General features: G+C 62.4%; 19 protein-coding genes. 7 read left to right on the forward strand and 12 right to left on the reverse strand.

Going from position 1 to position 18,047, the window contains the following annotated elements; all coding sequences use genetic code 11:
- From WBQ96_RS08205 to WBQ96_RS08215, 3 genes are read right to left on the reverse strand one after another with little or no spacing between them, the layout of a single operon-like run.
- On the reverse strand, positions 1 to 423 hold the full coding sequence (locus tag WBQ96_RS08205) for a Rieske (2Fe-2S) protein (protein WP_336549056.1): 423 nt from the start codon (positions 421 to 423) through the stop codon (positions 1 to 3).
- Complete coding sequence (locus tag WBQ96_RS08210) at positions 420 to 1,439, reverse strand: amidohydrolase family protein (protein ID WP_336549058.1); 1,020 nt, start codon at positions 1,437 to 1,439, stop codon at positions 420 to 422. Before WBQ96_RS08210 ends, WBQ96_RS08205 begins: the two co-directional genes overlap by 4 nt.
- Before the next feature lie 14 nt (positions 1,440 to 1,453).
- Complete coding sequence (locus WBQ96_RS08215; RefSeq protein WP_336549060.1) at positions 1,454 to 2,572, reverse strand: amidohydrolase family protein; 1,119 nt, start codon at positions 2,570 to 2,572, stop codon at positions 1,454 to 1,456.
- A gap of 141 nt (positions 2,573 to 2,713) precedes the next feature.
- On the opposite strand from WBQ96_RS08215, the gene WBQ96_RS08220 reads away from it, so the two are divergent.
- Genes WBQ96_RS08220 through WBQ96_RS08250 form a run of 7 tightly spaced genes read left to right on the forward strand, consistent with a single transcriptional unit; the run spans position 2,714 to position 10,096 of the window.
- Positions 2,714 to 3,997: an acetyl-CoA hydrolase/transferase C-terminal domain-containing protein gene (locus WBQ96_RS08220; protein WP_336549062.1), complete on the forward strand. Its 1,284-nt coding sequence runs from the start codon at positions 2,714 to 2,716 to the stop codon at positions 3,995 to 3,997.
- Positions 3,998 to 4,028: 31 nt separating this feature from the next.
- A complete protein-coding gene (locus WBQ96_RS08225; protein ID WP_336549064.1) occupies positions 4,029 to 4,877 on the forward strand; it encodes an alpha/beta fold hydrolase in 849 nt (282 codons plus the stop codon).
- On the forward strand, positions 4,874 to 5,761 hold the full coding sequence (locus WBQ96_RS08230; RefSeq protein ID WP_336549066.1) for an HpcH/HpaI aldolase/citrate lyase family protein: 888 nt from the start codon (positions 4,874 to 4,876) through the stop codon (positions 5,759 to 5,761). The genes WBQ96_RS08225 and WBQ96_RS08230 overlap by 4 nt, the downstream gene beginning before the upstream one ends.
- A 20-nt stretch (positions 5,762 to 5,781) precedes the next feature.
- Complete coding sequence (locus tag WBQ96_RS08235; RefSeq protein ID WP_336549068.1) at positions 5,782 to 7,170, forward strand: MmgE/PrpD family protein; 1,389 nt, start codon at positions 5,782 to 5,784, stop codon at positions 7,168 to 7,170.
- A gap of 1 nt (position 7,171) precedes the next feature.
- On the forward strand, positions 7,172 to 8,041 hold the full coding sequence (locus tag WBQ96_RS08240) for an HpcH/HpaI aldolase/citrate lyase family protein (RefSeq protein ID WP_336549070.1): 870 nt from the start codon (positions 7,172 to 7,174) through the stop codon (positions 8,039 to 8,041).
- The gene (locus tag WBQ96_RS08245; protein WP_336549072.1) at positions 8,038 to 9,081 is read left to right on the forward strand and encodes a hypothetical protein; all 1,044 of its coding nucleotides are present in this window, start codon (positions 8,038 to 8,040) and stop codon (positions 9,079 to 9,081) included. Before WBQ96_RS08240 ends, WBQ96_RS08245 begins: the two co-directional genes overlap by 4 nt.
- 55 nt (positions 9,082 to 9,136) lie before the next feature.
- Positions 9,137 to 10,096: an SDR family NAD(P)-dependent oxidoreductase gene (locus tag WBQ96_RS08250; RefSeq protein ID WP_336549074.1), complete on the forward strand. Its 960-nt coding sequence runs from the start codon at positions 9,137 to 9,139 to the stop codon at positions 10,094 to 10,096.
- Between the two features lie 21 nt (positions 10,097 to 10,117).
- Here the strand turns inward: WBQ96_RS08250 and WBQ96_RS08255 are convergent, their stop codons facing one another.
- The 9 genes from WBQ96_RS08255 to WBQ96_RS08295 form a co-directional block, all read right to left on the reverse strand.
- Positions 10,118 to 10,966: an SDR family NAD(P)-dependent oxidoreductase gene (locus tag WBQ96_RS08255; RefSeq protein ID WP_336549076.1), complete on the reverse strand. Its 849-nt coding sequence runs from the start codon at positions 10,964 to 10,966 to the stop codon at positions 10,118 to 10,120.
- Between the two features lie 41 nt (positions 10,967 to 11,007).
- Positions 11,008 to 12,249, reverse strand: coding sequence for a cytochrome P450 (locus WBQ96_RS08260; protein WP_336549078.1), 1,242 nt, complete (start codon positions 12,247 to 12,249; stop codon positions 11,008 to 11,010).
- 19 nt (positions 12,250 to 12,268) lie between these two features.
- Complete coding sequence (locus WBQ96_RS08265; RefSeq protein WP_336549080.1) at positions 12,269 to 12,604, reverse strand: 2Fe-2S iron-sulfur cluster-binding protein; 336 nt, start codon at positions 12,602 to 12,604, stop codon at positions 12,269 to 12,271.
- A 41-nt stretch (positions 12,605 to 12,645) separates the two neighbouring features.
- Positions 12,646 to 13,419: an enoyl-CoA hydratase/isomerase family protein gene (locus WBQ96_RS08270; protein WP_336549081.1), complete on the reverse strand. Its 774-nt coding sequence runs from the start codon at positions 13,417 to 13,419 to the stop codon at positions 12,646 to 12,648.
- Positions 13,420 to 13,506: 87 nt separating this feature from the next.
- Entirely contained in the window at positions 13,507 to 14,628 is a 1,122-nt protein-coding gene (locus WBQ96_RS08275; protein WP_336549083.1) for an ABC transporter substrate-binding protein, read from the reverse strand.
- A gap of 91 nt (positions 14,629 to 14,719) precedes the next feature.
- The gene (locus WBQ96_RS08280) at positions 14,720 to 15,436 is read right to left on the reverse strand and encodes an ABC transporter ATP-binding protein (RefSeq protein ID WP_165119330.1); all 717 of its coding nucleotides are present in this window, start codon (positions 15,434 to 15,436) and stop codon (positions 14,720 to 14,722) included.
- Positions 15,423 to 16,193 carry an ABC transporter ATP-binding protein gene (locus WBQ96_RS08285; protein WP_165119329.1) on the reverse strand — a complete coding sequence of 257 codons (771 nt, stop codon included), beginning with the start codon at positions 16,191 to 16,193 and terminating at the stop codon, positions 15,423 to 15,425. Before WBQ96_RS08285 ends, WBQ96_RS08280 begins: the two co-directional genes overlap by 14 nt.
- Entirely contained in the window at positions 16,174 to 17,058 is an 885-nt protein-coding gene (locus tag WBQ96_RS08290) for a branched-chain amino acid ABC transporter permease (protein ID WP_165119328.1), read from the reverse strand. The genes WBQ96_RS08285 and WBQ96_RS08290 overlap by 20 nt, the downstream gene beginning before the upstream one ends.
- The gene (locus WBQ96_RS08295) at positions 17,055 to 17,954 is read right to left on the reverse strand and encodes a branched-chain amino acid ABC transporter permease (protein ID WP_165119327.1); all 900 of its coding nucleotides are present in this window, start codon (positions 17,952 to 17,954) and stop codon (positions 17,055 to 17,057) included. Before WBQ96_RS08295 ends, WBQ96_RS08290 begins: the two co-directional genes overlap by 4 nt.
- Positions 17,955 to 18,047: the final 93 nt, after the last annotated feature.

An 18,047-nucleotide genomic window follows, 5' to 3' on the forward strand; every position in this document is an offset into this window, starting at 1 on the left:
CTATTCTCCGGGGATGGGGGATGCCTTGACCGGCATTGCCGGACGGCGGAGCTGGACGAAGACTTCGCCGTGGCGCACTTCGCAGTGATAGATGAACAGACGGCTTCGGATGATGCCGCCCATCGCCTCGCCGCTACGGACGTCGAACTCGTAGGCATGCCAGGGGCATTTCACGATCAAGCCGTCGAGGTCGTAGACGAACTGGTTGGGCTCCGATGGACGCATTGTACCCGAGACCTGTGCCCGGCACATCGGCGCGCCGTGGTGCGGACAGCGATTTGCGAAGGCATGGACATCGTCGCCGCGCCGCAGCACGCCGATCGTCTTGCCGCCAGCCTCGACGGGGACGACCTTGCGCTCGGGAAAGTCCTCAAGCTTACCGATCCGGTGCTCCGGCATCATCTGCTGCTGCGCGATGGTCATGCGGCCGCCTCCCGGCGAAGCGCGGGATGGGCGAAGGCGGAGCCGTTGTCGGCCAGGCGCTGCGCCCATTCCTGACCGAGGGTATCGATGACCTGCGTAAACGGATCGCCGTCAAATGGCGCATTGGATGCGAAAACGACGCGACGCAGCAGCGGTTCGGAAAACTCACCCAGCCAGATCTCAGGGTTGTGCGCTTCCCCGACCGGATACGTGCTGGCCCAGATGTGGTCGACGACCTTGGCGCTCGGCTTGTCCTTCACCCACGGCATGTCGGACCGGAAGTTGCGCCACTCCTGATCCAGTCGCCGCAGCAGCGACGGGAGCCATTTGAAGCCGAAACCGGCAAACAGGACCTGAAGGGTCGGGAACCGATAGAAAGCCCCCTCAAAGATCATGCTCGCAATGTTCGATTCGGCCAGATGCGGCATTAGAATATGGCGAGAGAGGGGGTTGGTGTGCGGTGCGCCGGCGAGCGGCGGGGCGCCCGCATAGGAACCTTCGACGCCCGAGAAGTGGATGACGACCGGCAGCCCTGCCTCGGTAGCTGCGCGGAAGACCGGGTCCCAACTGACAGAGCCCAGCATTGTCGGCATGAGCGGAATGGTGATGGCCGCGATCCGCCGGTCCCCGGCGCAGCGCCCGATGCGCTCCGCCGACCCAGCCGGATCATGCGGGTTGACGACATGCACGACGCGGCTCTTCTGTGACGTCCAGTGTTCCAGGGCATAGTCATTCAAGGCGTCCAGAAAGACGCCGGCGGCGATCAGATCGCTCCAACCGTTCACGATCAGCCCCTGATGAGGCAGGACGAGCGCCTCCATATCGAGCGACATCGGATCGAATACGGAAAGCGGCTCGTGGCTGAAGCGATCGGAAACCCGGATGTGGTTCGAGGCGAGATCGACAGCACCGGTCCATTCATAGCGGTCGAAATGGCGACGCCAGTCACCGGGCATCAGTGGAAAGAGGTCTTCGAACTTCTTGACACCGGCAAAGCGGCAACAATCAATCGGCATGGCTCTGTCCTCCCCTACTGGCGAAAAATCTTCGGACCGAAACTTTCGACCGCGTTTCGCCAATAGACGGCGTCCTTCATCTGCTCCGGGATCTTGTCCAGGATCACGTCTGGCGCATCCGTGTCGTAGTGCGGGTAGTCCGAGCTGAAGAGCAGCATCCTGTCGAGGCCGGGGATGCCGAACATCGCCTCGAATTCGCGGATGCCTGACGCCTCGTCGAGCGGCTGCGTCGCGAACTTGAAGTGCTCGACGAGATATTCGCTCGGACGCCGCTTCAGATGCGGCGCGGCGCTGTGGTTCTTTTGCCAAAGGTAATCGGCACGCGACATCAGCGAGCCGAGCCAGGAAAAGCCCCACTCCACCATGACCACCTTAAGCTCGGGGAAGCGCTCGAAAACCCCCGACATGATCATGTCGACGACATTCGCCGCACCGATCTGTGGCAGGACGGAATGCCGCTCACCATAGAACCGCGGCGCGCCGCCCGCCGGCACCTGCGAATAGGAATAGCATCCCTCGGAGCCGTTCTGGTGGCTGACGATGGCGAGCCCCATTTCCTGCGCTGCCTCGTAGATAGGATCGAAGACCAGTGAGCCGAGCATGCTCTTGTTGATCAGCAACTGGACGCCAACGACGCCGTTGCGATGGCCCAGGGCGCGGATGCTTTCGGCCGCGGCTTTCGGATCATGCTCCGAAACCGTCAAGGCCAAGGCAAAACGCCTGTCCGCCTCAAGCCAATGGTCGATGAGATACTCGTTATTAGCCCTTTCGAACGCCGCAGCCGCAGCCGAACTGGCAAAGCGGATAACCCCGTAGTGCTCCTGGGGAAGCAGAAGAGCCGTGGTGATTCCGAAAGGCTCGATCAGGTCCTGCACAACGAAGGCGGGATCGGAGCCGGCCGGCCCGCCGGCCGGCGGCAACGCATCGAGCCGATAGGTTGTATTCGGGTGGGGATATCGGTCCCTGGCCCGCGCAAAGACGAATCCGTTTGTGCTGCTCTGCCCGACGCTGCTCGGAACGAAGAAGTCCGCCCATTCCTTGGAAAAGTACGGCTTTAGCGCGCTGACGCTCTTGATCAGGGGGTGAACGTCGCAATCGACGATGCGCCGAGCCCCCGTGACTGTCTGCTCCATAAGAGGTCTCTCCCAGATCTTTCCAGCACGATATCGATCGCCTTCCTCATAACATTTGCGAAGATATCTTTACAAGATTTAATACTGAAGTTATGAGATTTGTGCAAGAGCCATTCGAGAGAGTCCGTTGAGAGGAGCGTTATGATCGGGGAGGAAGCCGCCTTTGCCAGCTCGTTTGTCGCCGGGCGTTCGTCCCTGACGACGCTCGCGGCGATGGGCCCGTCGCAACCGACGTCGCTGATGACGACACTCGTGGATGCGTCGCTGGCAGCCGACGTCCCGCTCACACTCATATTCGCCGACCTGACGGGTGCTTTTGCCTTCCTGAGTCCGGAACATCTTGCGGCGGCACGAAGCGGCCGCCTGCAGCTACTGCCCTTGGCAGGCGCAATTCCCCGCTTCTGGGCCGGTAACGTGGATTTCCTCCCGAATGCGTTATGGGACGCTGATCGGATGATTGCCGGTGGCCAGCTGAAGCTTGACCTGATCCTCATGGAGGCCGCCGAGGGGACCTCGCCGGATGAACTGTCCTATGGCGACATGATCGGCTACATGGCTGCGGCACTGGATACGAACGCGACTGCGGTCGCCGTGACTCGTCCCGGCACTCCGCATGTCGCCGATGCGCCGACGATTGCCCTGAAACGTTTCGACCGGGTGATCCGAGGCGAGCCACGGGAGCGCAGGCGGGGCGCACCGGCGTCCCTCTCCCCGCAGCAACGAGAAATCGGACGCCGGATTGCCAGCCTGATCCCGGATGAAGCTACGCTGCAGTTGGGTTTGGGCGCTCTCCAGGAAGCCATTCTTCTGGAACTCGACGACAAGCGCGATCTCGGAATTCACTCAGGAATCGTAACGCCCACCATACAAAGGCTGGTTGAAAGCGGCGTCATAAACGGCAAGGCGAAGAGCCTGGATGCCGGGAAAATCGTGGCTACCGGCCTTGTCGGCGGCGTGCATCCGGACAATGCCCCGATAAGAGACGCGCTTTCGCTTCGGCCCCTGTCGGAAACCCACGACCCCCGGCGGCTTGCGCTGCAGGAGCGCCTCTGGGCGATCAACTCCGCGCTGGAAGTCGACCTGACCGGTCAGGCCAATGCCGAATATATCCAGGGGCAGCGACTGGTCAGCGGTGGAGGTCAAGGCGATTTCGTCCGCGCCGGCCATATCAGTCCGGGAGGCGCCTCGGTCATCGCCCTGCCTTCGCGCACTGGCAAGGGCGACAGTCGCATCGTCGGTGCGCTGCCAAATGGCCATCGCCCTACCTCGGCAGCGCAGGACATCGACTTCGTCGTCACGGAGTTCGGCAGTGCCGACCTGCGCGGGCGTTCGATGCGCGAGCGGGCCACGGCCCTAATCGCAGTGGCTCATCCGGACGACCGCGACGCCCTGACGGCAACGTTGCGCGAAGCATCAGGTTTTTGAAATCCCCGAATACCGACAGATGGAGGACTACATGAACGACACCTTTCAGGATGGATGGATTACGCTGGAGGGGCTGCGGTTCCACTACACGGAGTGGGGTTCACCTTCGAAGCCGACGGTGCTGATGCTGCACGGGTTGAACGTCACTTGCCACACCTGGGATCCCTTCGCCCGGGTGTTGCAGAACGATTACCACGTGCTCTGCCTCGACCTGCGCGGTCACGGCGACAGCGACTGGGCCCGCAGTGGCTATCGCGTCCGCCAGTTCGCACAGGACGTCCACAAGTTCATCGATGCGATGGGTACCGGCCCGCTGCATCTGGTCGGGCATTCGAACGGAGTACGCGTTGGCATCGCCGTTGCCGGCGAGCGACCCGAGATGATCCGCACGCTCGCCCTTTCCGATGCCGGCCCGCAGAATTCCGCCACCGGCGCGATCGCGATGCGCGACTTCATCACCGAGACCACGAACCTGCGTGGCTTCCGCGACGAAGCTGAGCTTCGCAAGTTCTATCTCGGCTACCACCCCGAGTGGGACCCGGAATTCATCGATCTCCATGTGAAGTATCAGATGCGTCGCAACTGGGCGGGGAAGCTCGTTCCCAAGCAGGATCCGGATCTGCAATGGATCGTCGGCTCCATCAGCCTGCCGGACGTCAAATATCTCTGGAAGATGGCCGCCAGGCTGTCCATGCCGACCCAGATCATGGCCGGTCGCAACAGCAATGTCATCGACGCCGAGGTTGTCGAGAAGATGGTGAAGACCATGCCCAACGCCCGCGCCACCTGGTTCGACGGCGGACATTACTTCCTGCGCGAGAAGCCACAGGAGTTCCTCGATTGCCTGCAACCCTTCCTGGCGGAGCACGAAAGCAAATGAGCACACCTCGCACCCGCTATGCCGCCATGAAGAGCATCCTCGAAGTCCCGGTGCTGAACGAGAAATACTGGTCCAAGGTGCCGACCGCCCCGGCCAACGCCATCATGATGGACCTCGAAGATTCCGCTACGCCCGACAACAAGGTTCTCGTCCGAGATAAGATACTCGAGGCCCTAAAGGACCGCGACTATTTCGGAGACCGGACGATCATCGTCCGGGTCAACAATCTGTCGACCCCTTGGGGTCGCGACGATCTTGAGGCCATGGCCGACGTGACGGGCGACCTGATCGTCTGCTATCCCAAGGTCGAAACGGCGGAGGAGGTCTGCGAGGTCGTCCGCACGCTCCGCAGCAAGGTACCCAACCGCGGTGTCTATCCCATGATCGAGACGGCGCGGGCGATGATCGAACTGGACCGGATCGCTAGCGCGGACGGCGTCTTCGGCCTGCATTTCGGCTATGTCGACTATGCGGCCGACGTCGGATCTCGCCCATTCAACGACGCCGGCGATGACCTCTACGCACCGGCCAACTATTACGCCCGCACGAAGATCGCCGTCGCGGCGTCGGCTTATGGCCTGTTTTCCACCGGCGGGTCGATGATCCCGGATTACCGTGACCTGACGAAGGTCGAGGCATTCATCCGCATATGGGCCAATCTCGGCTATACCGCCTGCATCGGCCTGTCGCCCGCCCACCTGGAAATCATCAACCGCGTGATGAGCCCCGGCGAGAGCGAGATTGCCTCCGCAAAGGCGGTCTGCGAAGCCTATGATGCAGCCGTTGGCAGGGGCGATCCGGCGGCCGTTCTCAACGGCAAGGTGATCACCAATCCGGACTACCGTGTCGCCAAACTGGTGCTCGCCCGCACCGGTCTGAGCTAGCAATGGGGAGGGAGGCGCTCATGACGAGCGAGACTGAAGACGGCTGGAGCCTGCAACTCTCGCAAAAGCTCTGCAAACTGCCGATGGGCCGCATCTCCCCCCAAGCCATGGAAGCGGCGCGGCTGCGGCTTCTGCATGCCGTCGGCGTGTCGCTTGCCCACAGCGATCTGCCCGCGGCGACTACGGCGTGGAAGGCGTTGGGATTCAGCCGGGGCGAAAGCTTTGCCTTCGGCCGAAGTCTGCGGCTCGGCGCCGAGGACGCCGCTTTCATCAACGCAACGATCGGCCACGGCAGCCTCCTGGAGGACTGTGGCCCGGGCGGGCTGCGCGAAGGCAGCCACCCCGGCACGTTCGTCATTCCCGCGGCCCTTGCGGTTGCCGAGGAGCTCGACGCAGACGGCGCTGCACTTCTGGCTGCCATGGTCGTCGGCTACGAGGCGGTCAGCCGCATCGGCTTTGCCGGTCCGCCGGAGATCGTCCAACGGCGTTTCCGGCCGCTGGGCGTCATGGGTGCATTCGGCTCGGCCGCGGCCAGTGCGACATTGATGGGCGCTGGGCCAGAGCAGATGGCGGCGGCGCTCGCGATCGCCGCCAACCTTGCCGGCGGTACCACACAAGGTATCTTCGAAGGCACGATGGATGCCTATTTCGAAGCCGCCTTCGCAGCGCGCAACGGCATCGTCGCGGCCCGCCTGGCCATGGCGGGGGCCGCCTGTCCCCGTGCCGCCTTGGAAGGCGAGTTCGGCTTCTTCCAAACCTATGGCGGAGCGGCGGGAAAACTCGGGGAGATGCTGGCGGATCGTCCCGGCCTCGGCATCGAAACCGTCGGCACGAAGCGTTTCGCCGCCTGCCTTCAAAACCAGCAGACGCTGGCCCTGATCGCCGACGGACTGAAGCAGCCGCTCAAGGTAGAAGACATCGCCCGCGTGACTATCACCCGGCCAGCAGTCGGCACAAACGGACTGAACAGCCCGGGCGTGTCGCGCTCGGCGCCGTTCGCCAACATGCTCTCGGCGCAGATGTCGGCCCGCTTTACCGCCGCCTCCGCACTGCTCGGCCATCCGGTCGACGATCCGGGATTTTTCGACAGGCACCACGCCGATACGGCGATCGTCGAACTGACCCGGCGGATCGATCTCGTTCCCATGGATGAAGGTCCCGTTTCAGTCCAAATCTTCCTCACCGACGGCAGCGAGATCGTCCTTGACGACGACAAGTCCGCGGTGCTTTTCCCTAACCTGGCGGACGTTGCGAGACGATTTGTCTTGCGCGCCGGCATGCGTGTCGGACAGCAGGCTGGGGCCGATGTCAGGGATATCATCCTCTCCTTGGACTGCGGCAAAAAAGTACGGGCAATGACCTGCACTATTGCCGCCTATCTCGATACAGCTCGCCGGGGCGCTGCCTGACATGAAAACCAGCACGATCTGGTCGCCCTTTCATTATGTCCGTACTGCGCTATTCACGCCGGCCACTCGTCTGACCAGCCTGGACAAGGCTCTGGCCAGCGGTGCGGATTGCGTGATCCTTGATCTTGAGGACGGCGTTGGCGCGTCAGACAAGGACGCAGCGCGGTCCACGGTGATGGCGCTGGACATCCCTTCCGGCATCCCGGTCATGGTCAGGATCAACCACGCAACAACGGCGGCCGGGCTGCACGACATGCTAGCGCTCCGCACGTCCTCGGCGCGTCTGTCGGCGATCATGCTTCCGAAGGTCGAGAGCGTGTGGGAGATCGACCTTCTCCTGGCACATCTGCCGGACAGCGATACACCGGTTCCGGTGATCGCGCTCATCGAAACAGCGAAAGGGCTGGAATCTGCTGCGGCGATCGGCAGCCATCCGGCCGTTGCAGGTCTCGCGCTGGGCGGCGCGGATCTCGCCGCGAACCTCGGGGCCGACTTTTCCTGGGAACCCCTGCTCTTTTCGCGGAGCCGGATCGTTCAGGCAGCCGCTGGCGCAGGGATTCCGGCCTGGGATGTTCCGCATCTGGCGCTTGCCGACGAGAAGGCCCTGGCCCGGGAAGCTGGCGCTTCCCGAACGCTCGGCCTTTCCGCCAAGCTGGCGATCCATCCGAAACAAGTGGCGACGATCAATGCCGCTTTCTCGCCCACGCCGGAGGAGATAATGCGTGCGAACGCCGTTCTCGCGGCATGGAGGTCATCAGGGGGTGGAGCTTGCAGCATTGACGGGCGCATGATCGACCGACCGGTCGCGCTCGCAGCCGAGCAGCTGCTTCGCCGCGCGACGTCAACCGACACGAAGGGCGGGACAGAATGAGCCGCAGCGGATATCTGAGGATCGCCCCGAACCGTTACCGGGAGCGCTTCGGTCTGAGCTTCGAGGACCTGACGCCGGGTCTGCGCATCCGGCATCGTCCGGGCATCGACGTTTCGCAACGCGACAATCATCTCGACGCGGTCGATCTGATCAACAATGCCCATCTCCACTACGACAGCCACTACGCTGCCAATACCGAGTGGCAGAACCCGTTGACCGTCAGCACAATGACAGTACAGAGATTCATGGGCATGATTTCGCGCAGCTGGTATCGCCGCCGCGCCCTCCTCGGCATCGACAGCCTGGCTTTAACCGCCCCGATCCGGGGCGACGACACGCTCTATTCCGAATCCGAGGTCATCGCCCTGTCTCCGGGCTGCGACGGCGATGTCGGCGAAGTGACACTGAGCATCGAAGGCCGCAACCGGAGCGGCAAGGTCGCGGCGAAGATCGACTGTCGAATCGAAGTCTATCGAAAGGGACGCCATCCGGAAGACCGACCCGCCGCGCCCATCGCCGATGAGACTCGCTTTGCCCTCTACCATGAGGACGAGGACGGCGCCCTCGTCGAGCAGACGGGACTGTTTTTCGAGGATCTTGTGCCTGGCGAAACCTTTGAGCACTGGCCGACGCGCAGCCTCGGCGCGGAGGAGAGCCGGCTTGCTGCGCTGAGATCGCTGGAGATCAATCCACGCTGGCATGATCCAAATTATCGCTCTGCCCATCCCGAATTCACCGAAATGGTGTGGGAGCCCCTGGTTCTCGGCGCTGTTACTGCACTCACCACCCGCACATTCGGCCGCGTGGTGGCGAACCTCGGCTGGACGGGAATTTCCATGCCCTCGCCTGTCCGGCCGGGCGATAGCCTGCAGGCGGAATCGACCGTCACAGCGGTACGCGGATCGTCCTCGCGCCCGGACCAGGGCATCGCCACCGTCGATACCCGCGCCTATGCGGGCGACCGCCTCGTCTGTGCCTATACGCGCAACCTGCTTATTTACCGGCGCGGCTGCGGACCCTATCGGAATGCCGGTTACTGAGATGCAATCGACAGCGCCGGATTTTCCCGGGCCGTCGCGATCAAGGAGGAACACAATGAGCGACATCCGGTTCGACGGGCGCGTTGCAATCGTTACCGGCGCAGGGCGTGGCATTGGCCGGGACTATGCCCTGACGCTGGCGGCGCGCGGCGCACAGGTCATCATCAACGACATCGGCCCAGGGGAAGCACCCGGCAGTTCCAGGGCTGAAGACGTTGCCGCCGAAATTCGCGCCGCCGGCGCGCAGGCGATCGCGTCGACGCACGACATCACCGATCCGCTGGCAGCAAAGGCTATTTCCGATCTCGCCATCAAGCACTTCGGCCGCATCGACATCCTCATCAACAACGCTGGGGTTCTCCGGCGCAGCATGTTCGCCGACGCCGATCTCGAGCTGGCCCGCTGGACGATCGACGTCCATCTGAATGCCGTCTTCAACGTGACCCAGCCAGCCTGGCGGCATATGGCGAAGGCGGGTTACGGCCGCGTCGTGATGACAAGTTCAGCCGCGAGCTTTGGGATGGAAGGCAACAGCGCCTACGTCGCCGCGAAGGCCGCCATGCTTGGACTGGTTCCGGCGCTGGCGATGGAAGGTGAGCCGCTCGGCATCAAGGTCAACGGCATCCTGCCTTTCGCCGTCTCGCTCATGGCGCAGGAAAATCCGGCGACGGCCATCGCAGCCCGCGATGCAGCCGCCAATGTCGGCTACCAGCGCGATATCGCACATCGCTCGCCGCCGCAGACCGTCACGGCAGCAACGCTTTACCTCGCCAGCGAGGAATGCGCCGTCACCGGCGAATGCATCTCCGCGCAGGCCGGACGCTATGCGCGTGTCCATCGCGGCCTCAATGCAGGCTGGATGGCGGACCGGATCGAGGGTATCGGGCCCGAGGCCGTGCGGGATCACATAGCGGAGATCGTCTCTCCGGGCGGCGAAGAAGAAATGAAGTCCATGACGGATGAGTTCCGTTCCGTCAGAAACCGGGTCTACACGCGCGAAGGCAAACCCCTCTGAAGGACAACCATCGCCGGTCATTCATCGACCGACGATGGTCTCTGCCATGACGATCGGCATGACCGCAGTCGTGCCACCGTCCACCGGCAGCGTGTGGGCGGTAACGTAGCCGGCCTCGTCGCTGGCAAGGAACAGCACGGCATAGGCGACGTGCCAGCCGGTGCCTTCCGTTCCGAGCAGGCTCGCGCGGGCCCGCTTTTGCCGGATGGCGTCGCTTCCAGCCCCGTCCCAACCCTTGAAGTTTAGCCCCATCGGGATCGCGACATGGCCGGGCGCGACATTGTTCACGCGGATACCGAACCGGCCATATTCAAAGGCTTGCGCCTTCGTCATCGCGATCATGCCGCCCTTCGACGCCGAATAGGCGATGCCGCCGCCAGCCACCATACCGGCGACCGAGGAGACGTGCACAATCGAACCGGCGCCTGCCGACTTCATGCCCGGCACGACGGCGTCCGACATCAGCTTGGCCCCCTTGAGGTTGATGTCCATAATCCGATCCCAGAGGGATTCGAGATTCTCCTGCTCGCCGGGAGCAATGGCGGCATTGTTGACGAGAATATCTACCGTCCCGAAAGATTCGGTCGCCCGGCGGATAGCCGCGGCACATTGATCGGCCTTCGTGATGTCGGTGACGGCAACGATCGCAGTGCCGCCCTGTTGCTCGATGACACGCAACGTATTGTGCGCCCGCTCTTCGTCGATATCGACCAGCACCACCTTCGCGCCCTTGGCCGCAAAGAGAATGGAGATATCCGCACCGGTGCCAAACAATGCGCCGGCCGAGCCCGCGCCGGTCACTACCGCAACCTTGTCCTTCAGCCGCTCATCGCGCGCAATGAGCGGCAGGTCGATAGTCTGTTCGTTCATGTCGGCCATCCTCATGCCACGCGTTTACGCCGACGGGCGCCTCAAGCGACTGCCCGCAACGGAAGCGCCGTCAGCGTCCGCAACGTGTTGATGCGCCGGTATTCGACAGGTCCGCTTCCGACGAACTCCAGCCGGTCCATGCGCGCAACGACGGCGCGGATCAGGGCCTCGGCCTCGTAGCGCGCGACCAGGAGGCCAATACATTTGTGCGCACCGTGGCCGAACGCCAGATGTTCGTTGACGGCGGCGCGCGACGGATCGAAGCGATCGGCTTGCGGCCACTTGCGCGGATCGCGGTTCGCGGCCTCCATGAAGATCGCCACCTTACGGTCGCCATCGAGGCGATAGCCGCCGAAGTCGCAGCCGTCGGGAACCGTGACCCGGTGCGAGACGCGGAACGGCGAAACGTGGCGGAGCGCCTCGTCAAAAGCATTCAGCGCCTTGTCGGGATTCTGCTTGATGTAGTTCCAGGCCGTCTCATCCTGCGACAGGGACAAGAGAGCGCCGTTGATGCCGGCGATCGTCGTGTCGAAGCCGCCGCGAAAGAGAACGCGAACGAAGCCAAGCGCCGTTCCCGGTTCGAATATGCCAGCATCCTCGGCCTCGTAGAGTTGCGCGCCCATGCCGCCCGGCTGCATGTTCTCCTTGCGGAAGGACCTCTCGAAATCCGGGAGATAGGGAGAGACCCGCTCCAGCGCGCCGCGATAAAGGTCGTTCATCGGCCCGTTCGCGTTGAAGTTCAGGTCACCGAACAGTAGCACGGTCTCTGGATTGATCTTGATGCCGACCGTTTCAGGAAACACGTCGAGGATGAAGGGCTCGACCAGTTCATGAACGCCGTCGAAGGTTCCCCGGGCGATTACCCTGTCCACATAAGCGTTGGCTTTTTCCTCGAAGCGGCCGCGATAGCTTCGCATGGCGGCCGGAGACAATATCTTCATTATGCTGGAGCGAACGCGACGGTGCACTTCCGGCTCGACTTCCATAAGGGGGTTCTTGTCGCGCAGAGACTCCGGCTTGCGGATGTCCGTCAATCCGACCCCGGCCGTGCAGAGAAAACGGCTGTCGTCGGAGAACGCCTCCTGAGCCTCGCTGAACCGGCCAACGGCATAGCATCCGTATTTCCGGAGCCATGCGACCGGCCCGGCTTCCCGCAGGATCTCGTCGAACGGATAGGGATTGTCGATCACATCGACCGCATAGGGGTCGATGTCCAGAACCGGGATGCGGGGATCGCCGGGACGCTCTTCATTGTCCGGCGCCTGATTGACTGCCATGTTCATTGGCTCTCTCCTCAAATATCTATGCAAGCGCGCTCACGGTAGGCACGCGCAATACGATCCCGTCCAGTTCACGCCTCGCCCGGATCTGACAGGACAGGCGCGAGCTCGGTTCGGCAGGGGCTTCGGCAAAATCCAGCATGTCGGCCTCGGTGCCAGATTTCTCTTCCAACGGCACGGGCGTTTCCTCGACGACGACATGACAGGTCGCGCAGGCAAGAGCGCCCCCGCAGTCTCCGATGACACCGGGGACGCTGTTGTAAACCGCTGCTTCCATCAGGGAATGACCAAGTGGCACGTCTGCGATGGTCCGCGTTCCGTCGCTGCCGATCCAGGTCACGGAGATCGTTTCTGTCATATCTCAATCCTCGTCATATCACCGGCCCATCGGGGGCTCGTTCATTTGTCGTCCAGTTCGACTGGCACTTCTCCGCGATGAGGTCTGTTCGAATAGGCGGCGCCCTGAAGGGCCAGTCCCATGGCCAGGCCGTCCTCTATCGCCTTGCGCAAGGGCCGGATCAGGGCGGTGCGGGTGTTGCGAGCAACGACCGAAGGCTTTGCCGCCAAACGACGGGCATGGACGAAGGCGCGCTCCAGGAGTTCTTCCGGCGGATGGATTTCGGCTACCATCCCAACGTCCAGCGCTTCCTGCGCCGACAGGATCTGCTCCCCCATCAGAAGGTAGCGGCTGCGGTTGGGACCGAGCAGCGCCGACCAGATGATGTGGGTGCCGTCGCCGGGCACGACGTTGCGGGGCAGATGGGCGGAATCTCCGAACGTCGCGGTCGGCGAGGCGAGGACGATGTCGCTCATCAGTGCGATTTCCGCGTGGATTGTGCAACGCCCGTGAACCGCTGCGATAACTGGAATTTCGAGGTCGAGCATGGCCCGGAAGTAGCGTTTCGCTTCCCAGGTCATTACGTCCCAGCTGATCCCCCGGAAACTCGGCAGGTCGATCGAGTTGATCCAGTTGTCGCCGGTTGCGCTGAGGACGAGCACGCGGTTGGCGCGGTCCATATCGAGGTCGTGCATGACCTCGCTGATGGCGCGGTGGCCTTCCGCCGACCAGATCCACTCACCGCCATTCGTATGAAAGCGGAGGTGAACGACGCCGTCATCGCGAGAAAGCGCGAATTCGGGATATTTGGCACTGTAGTCTGAAAACTGGGTCATCGGCTCGAACCTGCTTGTATTTCCGGACGGCAGTTCAGCACTGCCGTCCTATCTGATCAACGATCGGCGCGGGGCCGACCGGCAGCATCACTGCGCGTTGACGAAACTGCCGTCTTTGACCTTGATGATGGCCGCGTCGTATTCTGGAAGGCGGTCGGTGATCGACATGGTGCCCTTTGCACCGAGGATCGTCGGTACGTCCTTGACGTTGCGGATCGCATCCAGGAGCGTCTCTCGGGTCGCAGACGAACCCGCTTGCTTCAGGCCATAGGCAATCAGCTTCATCTGGGCATAGCCTACGGCCGACCAGTTTTCGGCGGGCGACTCGAAAGCAGCCTCATAATCGGTCGAAAACTTCTTGCCTTCCTCATTGACGCCACCCGGCACGAAATCGGCAGAGACCACGACATTCTCGACGGCGGCGCCACCGACCTTCATAAGCTGCTGGTTGGCAAAGCCCGCTCCGGCGAAAATCTGCGTTGCCGGGTCCATGCCGGCCTGCAGCGCCTGGGTGATCAGGTTTGCCCCGCCGGGCGCCGTCATCGAGATATGGAGGCAATCTGGCGCGAGGGCGGTGATTTTCGTGGCGAGGGCGGAGAAGTCCGTATCCTGCAGCGAGACTGCCTCCTCACCGATAAACTCGATGCCCTGCTTCTCGGCATATTCGCGGAATGTCTTGTACTGCGCGATAAAGCCCGGATTGTCATTGGCATAGATGATCAGACAGCGCTTCGGCTTTGCAACATCCGTAACGTACCGGGCCAGCGAGATGGTGTGGCTGTCGTCGGAAGATGTGATCTTCACCGAGTACGGCCCCGGCTTCAGGAGGTCCACCGAGTAGACCATGCCCATCAGCGGCACCTTCAACTCGTTGGCGAGCGGTGCGATCGAATGGGAAACATAACCGGTCGCCGTACCTATTATGGCGATGCTTCCCGATGCATTGGCCTGGTTCACCAGAAGAGCTGCCTGCCCGCGGTCACTGCCGTTGTCGAGCTGGACGAGCTTGATCTTGTCTTCGCCAAGATACCCGGACGCATTGATCTCGTCGGCAGCCAGCTTCATGCCGCGCGAAAGGGGAACGCCCTGCGAAGCGAGGCTACCGGTTAATTCCGTAATCGACGTAATCAGAAATTCTGCAGCAGTCGCCGTCTGGGACGCAAGCGTCCCGGCGACGACAGTCATAGCGGCAAGCATTGGTAATTTCATGGTCGACTCCTCCCATTTGCCCCTTCCCGCCTTTGCGGGACTAGGGTTGCATTTCGGCCCGCTTGCTCCCGACGGGCCATGTCGTCCTCGTTCAGGCCGTTGCAGGCTCCTGGCCGAGATAATGCTGGATCAGGCTGTCATCCGTCGCGAGATCGGCGCTTGCGCCCTGATGCACGACCTGTCCCTGGTCAATGACATAGCCGCGCTGGGTCACTTCCAGCGCGCGATGAACATTCTGCTCGATCAGCAGGATCGACAGGCCACGCGAATGAAGCTGCACAAGGGCCGAAAAGACATGATCCGCCATCAGCGGGGAAAGTCCGAGGCTGGGCTCGTCCAGAAGCAGCACCTTCGGCGCACCCATCAGAGCCCGGCCGATAGCCAGCATCTGCTGTTCGCCGCCGGACATGGTGCCGGCGGGCTGCTTCAGCCGTTCCTCGAGCCGGGGAAAAAGCTTCAAGATGCCTTCGATATCGAAGTCCGGCGTCCGGCCATGCCTGGCCAGCGCGCCCAGGCGGAGATTCTCGTGGACCGTCAGGTCGGGCAGTATCTGTCGGCCTTCCGGAACCTGCAACAATCCCGAACGGGCGATGACATGGGCCGGCTTCCCCTCGAGCTGATGGCCGTCCAGCGCAACCGTTCCCGATGTCGGACGAATGATACCGGAGATAGCATTGAGCAGAGTGGATTTGCCCGCGCCGTTCGCGCCTATAACAGCAACGAACTCGCCGCCGGCAACGTCGATGCTGACCCCGCGCAGCGCCCGGATTCCCGAATAGCCGGCGACGAGGTTCTCAACCTTGAGCATGCTTGTCTCCGAGGTAGGCAGCAACGACTTTCGGGTCCTGCATGACGGCACCGGGGCGGCCTTCGCTGATCATCCGGCCCGACGCCATGACATAGACGTGCTCGCACATACGGGTGACAAACCGGACATTGTGCTCGATCATAAGGAGGCCTATGCCGGATGCGGCCAGCTCCTGATAAAGGTCGCCGAGTTCGCCCGCCTCGACATCGTTCATGCCGGCAACCGGCTCGTCGAGAAGTAGTATCTTCGGGTCCGTCGCAACGGCTCTCGCCATTTCCACGCGCCTCTGGTGGCCGTAGGACAGGTTGCCTGCGGGCATATCCGCATAACGCAGCAGCCCGAACCGCTGGAGCAGCTCCGCGCTCTTCGCACGAATGTCCGCCGTCTCGCGACGCGCGGCCCCAAGGCCCAAAAGACCCGAGACGAACGAGGCCTTCTCGTGGCGGTGGAACCCGATCATGACATTGTCGAGGACCGTCGCTTCGGCCAGCAGCCGGATATTCTGGAACGTCCGCGAAATACCGTGACGGGCGATGGCGTCGGGCTCCGCCGTAGTCAGGTCGCTGTCCCCGAGACAGACCCGACCGTCGGTGAGACTGAGGGTGCCAGTGATCAGGTTGATGACCGTGGTCTTGCCGGCGCCATTCGGGCCGATCAGGCCGGTGATCTTCCCAACAGGGGTGGACAGCGTGATATCCGAGACGGCCCGGAGACCGCCGAAGGATTTGGAGACACCCTCAAGACGCAGAGCGGACATGTGTGCCTCCCTCTACCAAGTTGCCCTGCCGCTTCCTGCGCTTGAGGGACAAGATGAAGGTGTCGGCAAGGCCGAGCGGAAGGAAGATCATGACGGCAATCATGACAATCCCGGTAACGATCGGCCGGTACTCTGCCAGTCCCCGCGAAAGCTCGGGAAGAAGCGTCAGAAAAGCGACGCCGACCACCGGGCCCCAGGCGGAACGCCGGCCACCCACCACGATATAGCCGAGAACCATGATGACGAAGGTGAAGGAAAAGCTGCTGGGCGTCAGCGTATAGGTATTCAGCGACTGAAGTCCGCCGAACAGTCCGGCAATCGCGCCCGAAATCGTGAAGGCGAGAGCGTGATAGCGACGGATCGACACACCGAGAACCGCCGCAACCGTCTCCTCCTGCTGGATCGCATCAAACGCACGGCCGATGCCCGATCGCTGCATCGCAAACATGACGTATCCGGTGATGATAGCGGCGGCGAGCAGCGTGCCCGTTCCGACGGACTTCGGAATGCTGTTGATCCCGAGCCCCCCGCCGGTGATGGACGTTGCGAACAACATCACAGCGATGACGACCTGTACGAAGGCAAGCGTCGCTATGGCCTGGTAGATGCCCCGGAGCCGCGCCAGCGGCAGGGAAAGACACCATCCGGCAGCCGTTCCGAACAGCAGTGATGCCGCGATCGCCGCGGGGGCCGGCCATCCGTAGGTCGTGACCAGGATTGCCGAGCAATAGGCGCCGAGCGACGCAAATCCTGCTGTTGCAACCGAGAAGACGCCGGCGCGAAGCACGACCTGCTGGCTGAAGGCAAACCCAAGGGCCAGGAGGAAAATGTCGGCAAGCGGGAGGTACTGACTGAAATAGTTCATGCGCGACGTCCCACTATGCTGATCGCTGCGGCACTTCCCATCAGGCCGGACGGCTTGACGAGCAACACAAGGAACAGCAAGGAGTAGAGGATAATGTCGGGCGCCCCCGGCGGGAGGTAGACGACACAGAGGGTCTGGGCGACCCCGAAGAAAATCGCCGCCATGACGCAGCCGGGAATGCTGCCAAGCCCACCGAGAACGATGATGACGAAAGCCTTAAGCATGTAAGGCTCGCCCATGTGGGCGCTGATCGAATTGAACGACAGTGCGATCAGGACGCCGGCGATCCCCGCCATCACGCCGGAAATGAAAAAGGTCTGGAGATAGACCGCATCCGGATTGACGCCCATGAGCCTGGCGGCCTTCTCGCTGGATGCGACAGCGCGCAGCTTGAGGCCAACCGGAGTCCGGTAGAGATAATACATCAGGAACAGAAGCATCGCGCCGACCGTCAGCAGCACCGCGATCTGCAGGAAGGATATTCTCAGCCCGAGCAGATTGAAGAACACATTCGGGAAGGTTCCAAAGGGAAAGCGTACCGTCTGAGCGTCGGTCAGCTTGTGGCCGATATTGATGATGACGATGTCGGCACCGAGTGTCGTGATCAGCGCGGCGAACTCCATCACATGAGGCGGGAACCGACGCAGGCGGCGAAGCGCCACGATCTCGATGAGGCCGGAAACGACCCCGCCCGCGAGCGCGGCAGCAACCGCTGCGACCCATATCGAGACACCCGAGGTGACAAGGTAATAGGCAAAGAGTGCGGACACCATGAACACGCCGCCATGGGCGAGGTTCAGGACCCGGTGAACACTGAAAACAAGCGTGAAGCCCAGCGCGAACAACGCGTAAATGGACCCGGTGATTACACCATTCAAAATCTGCTGGGCAATCATTTGGACAATATGACCTCCTCCAGGTCGCGACGCCGTTTCCGTCGGGCGCTTTAATTATGAAAGAACCCGACCTCGGATCACTCGCCTCCGCGG

It is taken from the genome of Mesorhizobium sp. CCNWLY176 (assembly GCF_037153935.1).
Taxonomy (GTDB): Bacteria; Pseudomonadota; Alphaproteobacteria; order Rhizobiales; family Rhizobiaceae; genus Mesorhizobium_M; species Mesorhizobium_M zhangyense.

Coding starts and splice junctions, on each gene's coding strand:
- WBQ96_RS08220 (WP_336549062.1), top strand. CDS start 2,714: ATGATCGGGGAGGAAGCCGCCTTTGCCAGCTCGTTTGTCGCCGGGCGT.
- WBQ96_RS08245 (WP_336549072.1), top strand. CDS start 8,038: ATGAGCCGCAGCGGATATCTGAGGATCGCCCCGAACCGTTACCGGGAG.
- WBQ96_RS08275 (WP_336549083.1), bottom strand. CDS start 14,628: ATGAAATTACCAATGCTTGCCGCTATGACTGTCGTCGCCGGGACGCTT.
- WBQ96_RS08255 (WP_336549076.1), bottom strand. CDS start 10,966: ATGAACGAACAGACTATCGACCTGCCGCTCATTGCGCGCGATGAGCGG.
- WBQ96_RS08240 (WP_336549070.1), top strand. CDS start 7,172: ATGAAAACCAGCACGATCTGGTCGCCCTTTCATTATGTCCGTACTGCG.
- WBQ96_RS08230 (WP_336549066.1), top strand. CDS start 4,874: ATGAGCACACCTCGCACCCGCTATGCCGCCATGAAGAGCATCCTCGAA.
- WBQ96_RS08225 (WP_336549064.1), top strand. CDS start 4,029: ATGAACGACACCTTTCAGGATGGATGGATTACGCTGGAGGGGCTGCGG.
- WBQ96_RS08290 (WP_165119328.1), bottom strand. CDS start 17,058: ATGAACTATTTCAGTCAGTACCTCCCGCTTGCCGACATTTTCCTCCTG.
- WBQ96_RS08270 (WP_336549081.1), bottom strand. CDS start 13,419: ATGACCCAGTTTTCAGACTACAGTGCCAAATATCCCGAATTCGCGCTT.
- WBQ96_RS08205 (WP_336549056.1), bottom strand. CDS start 423: ATGACCATCGCGCAGCAGCAGATGATGCCGGAGCACCGGATCGGTAAG.
- WBQ96_RS08215 (WP_336549060.1), bottom strand. CDS start 2,572: ATGGAGCAGACAGTCACGGGGGCTCGGCGCATCGTCGATTGCGACGTT.
- WBQ96_RS08295 (WP_165119327.1), bottom strand. CDS start 17,954: ATGATTGCCCAGCAGATTTTGAATGGTGTAATCACCGGGTCCATTTAC.
- WBQ96_RS08210 (WP_336549058.1), bottom strand. CDS start 1,439: ATGCCGATTGATTGTTGCCGCTTTGCCGGTGTCAAGAAGTTCGAAGAC.
- WBQ96_RS08280 (WP_165119330.1), bottom strand. CDS start 15,436: ATGCTCAAGGTTGAGAACCTCGTCGCCGGCTATTCGGGAATCCGGGCG.
- WBQ96_RS08235 (WP_336549068.1), top strand. CDS start 5,782: ATGACGAGCGAGACTGAAGACGGCTGGAGCCTGCAACTCTCGCAAAAG.
- WBQ96_RS08250 (WP_336549074.1), top strand. CDS start 9,137: ATGAGCGACATCCGGTTCGACGGGCGCGTTGCAATCGTTACCGGCGCA.
- WBQ96_RS08260 (WP_336549078.1), bottom strand. CDS start 12,249: ATGAACATGGCAGTCAATCAGGCGCCGGACAATGAAGAGCGTCCCGGC.
- WBQ96_RS08265 (WP_336549080.1), bottom strand. CDS start 12,604: ATGACAGAAACGATCTCCGTGACCTGGATCGGCAGCGACGGAACGCGG.
- WBQ96_RS08285 (WP_165119329.1), bottom strand. CDS start 16,193: ATGTCCGCTCTGCGTCTTGAGGGTGTCTCCAAATCCTTCGGCGGTCTC.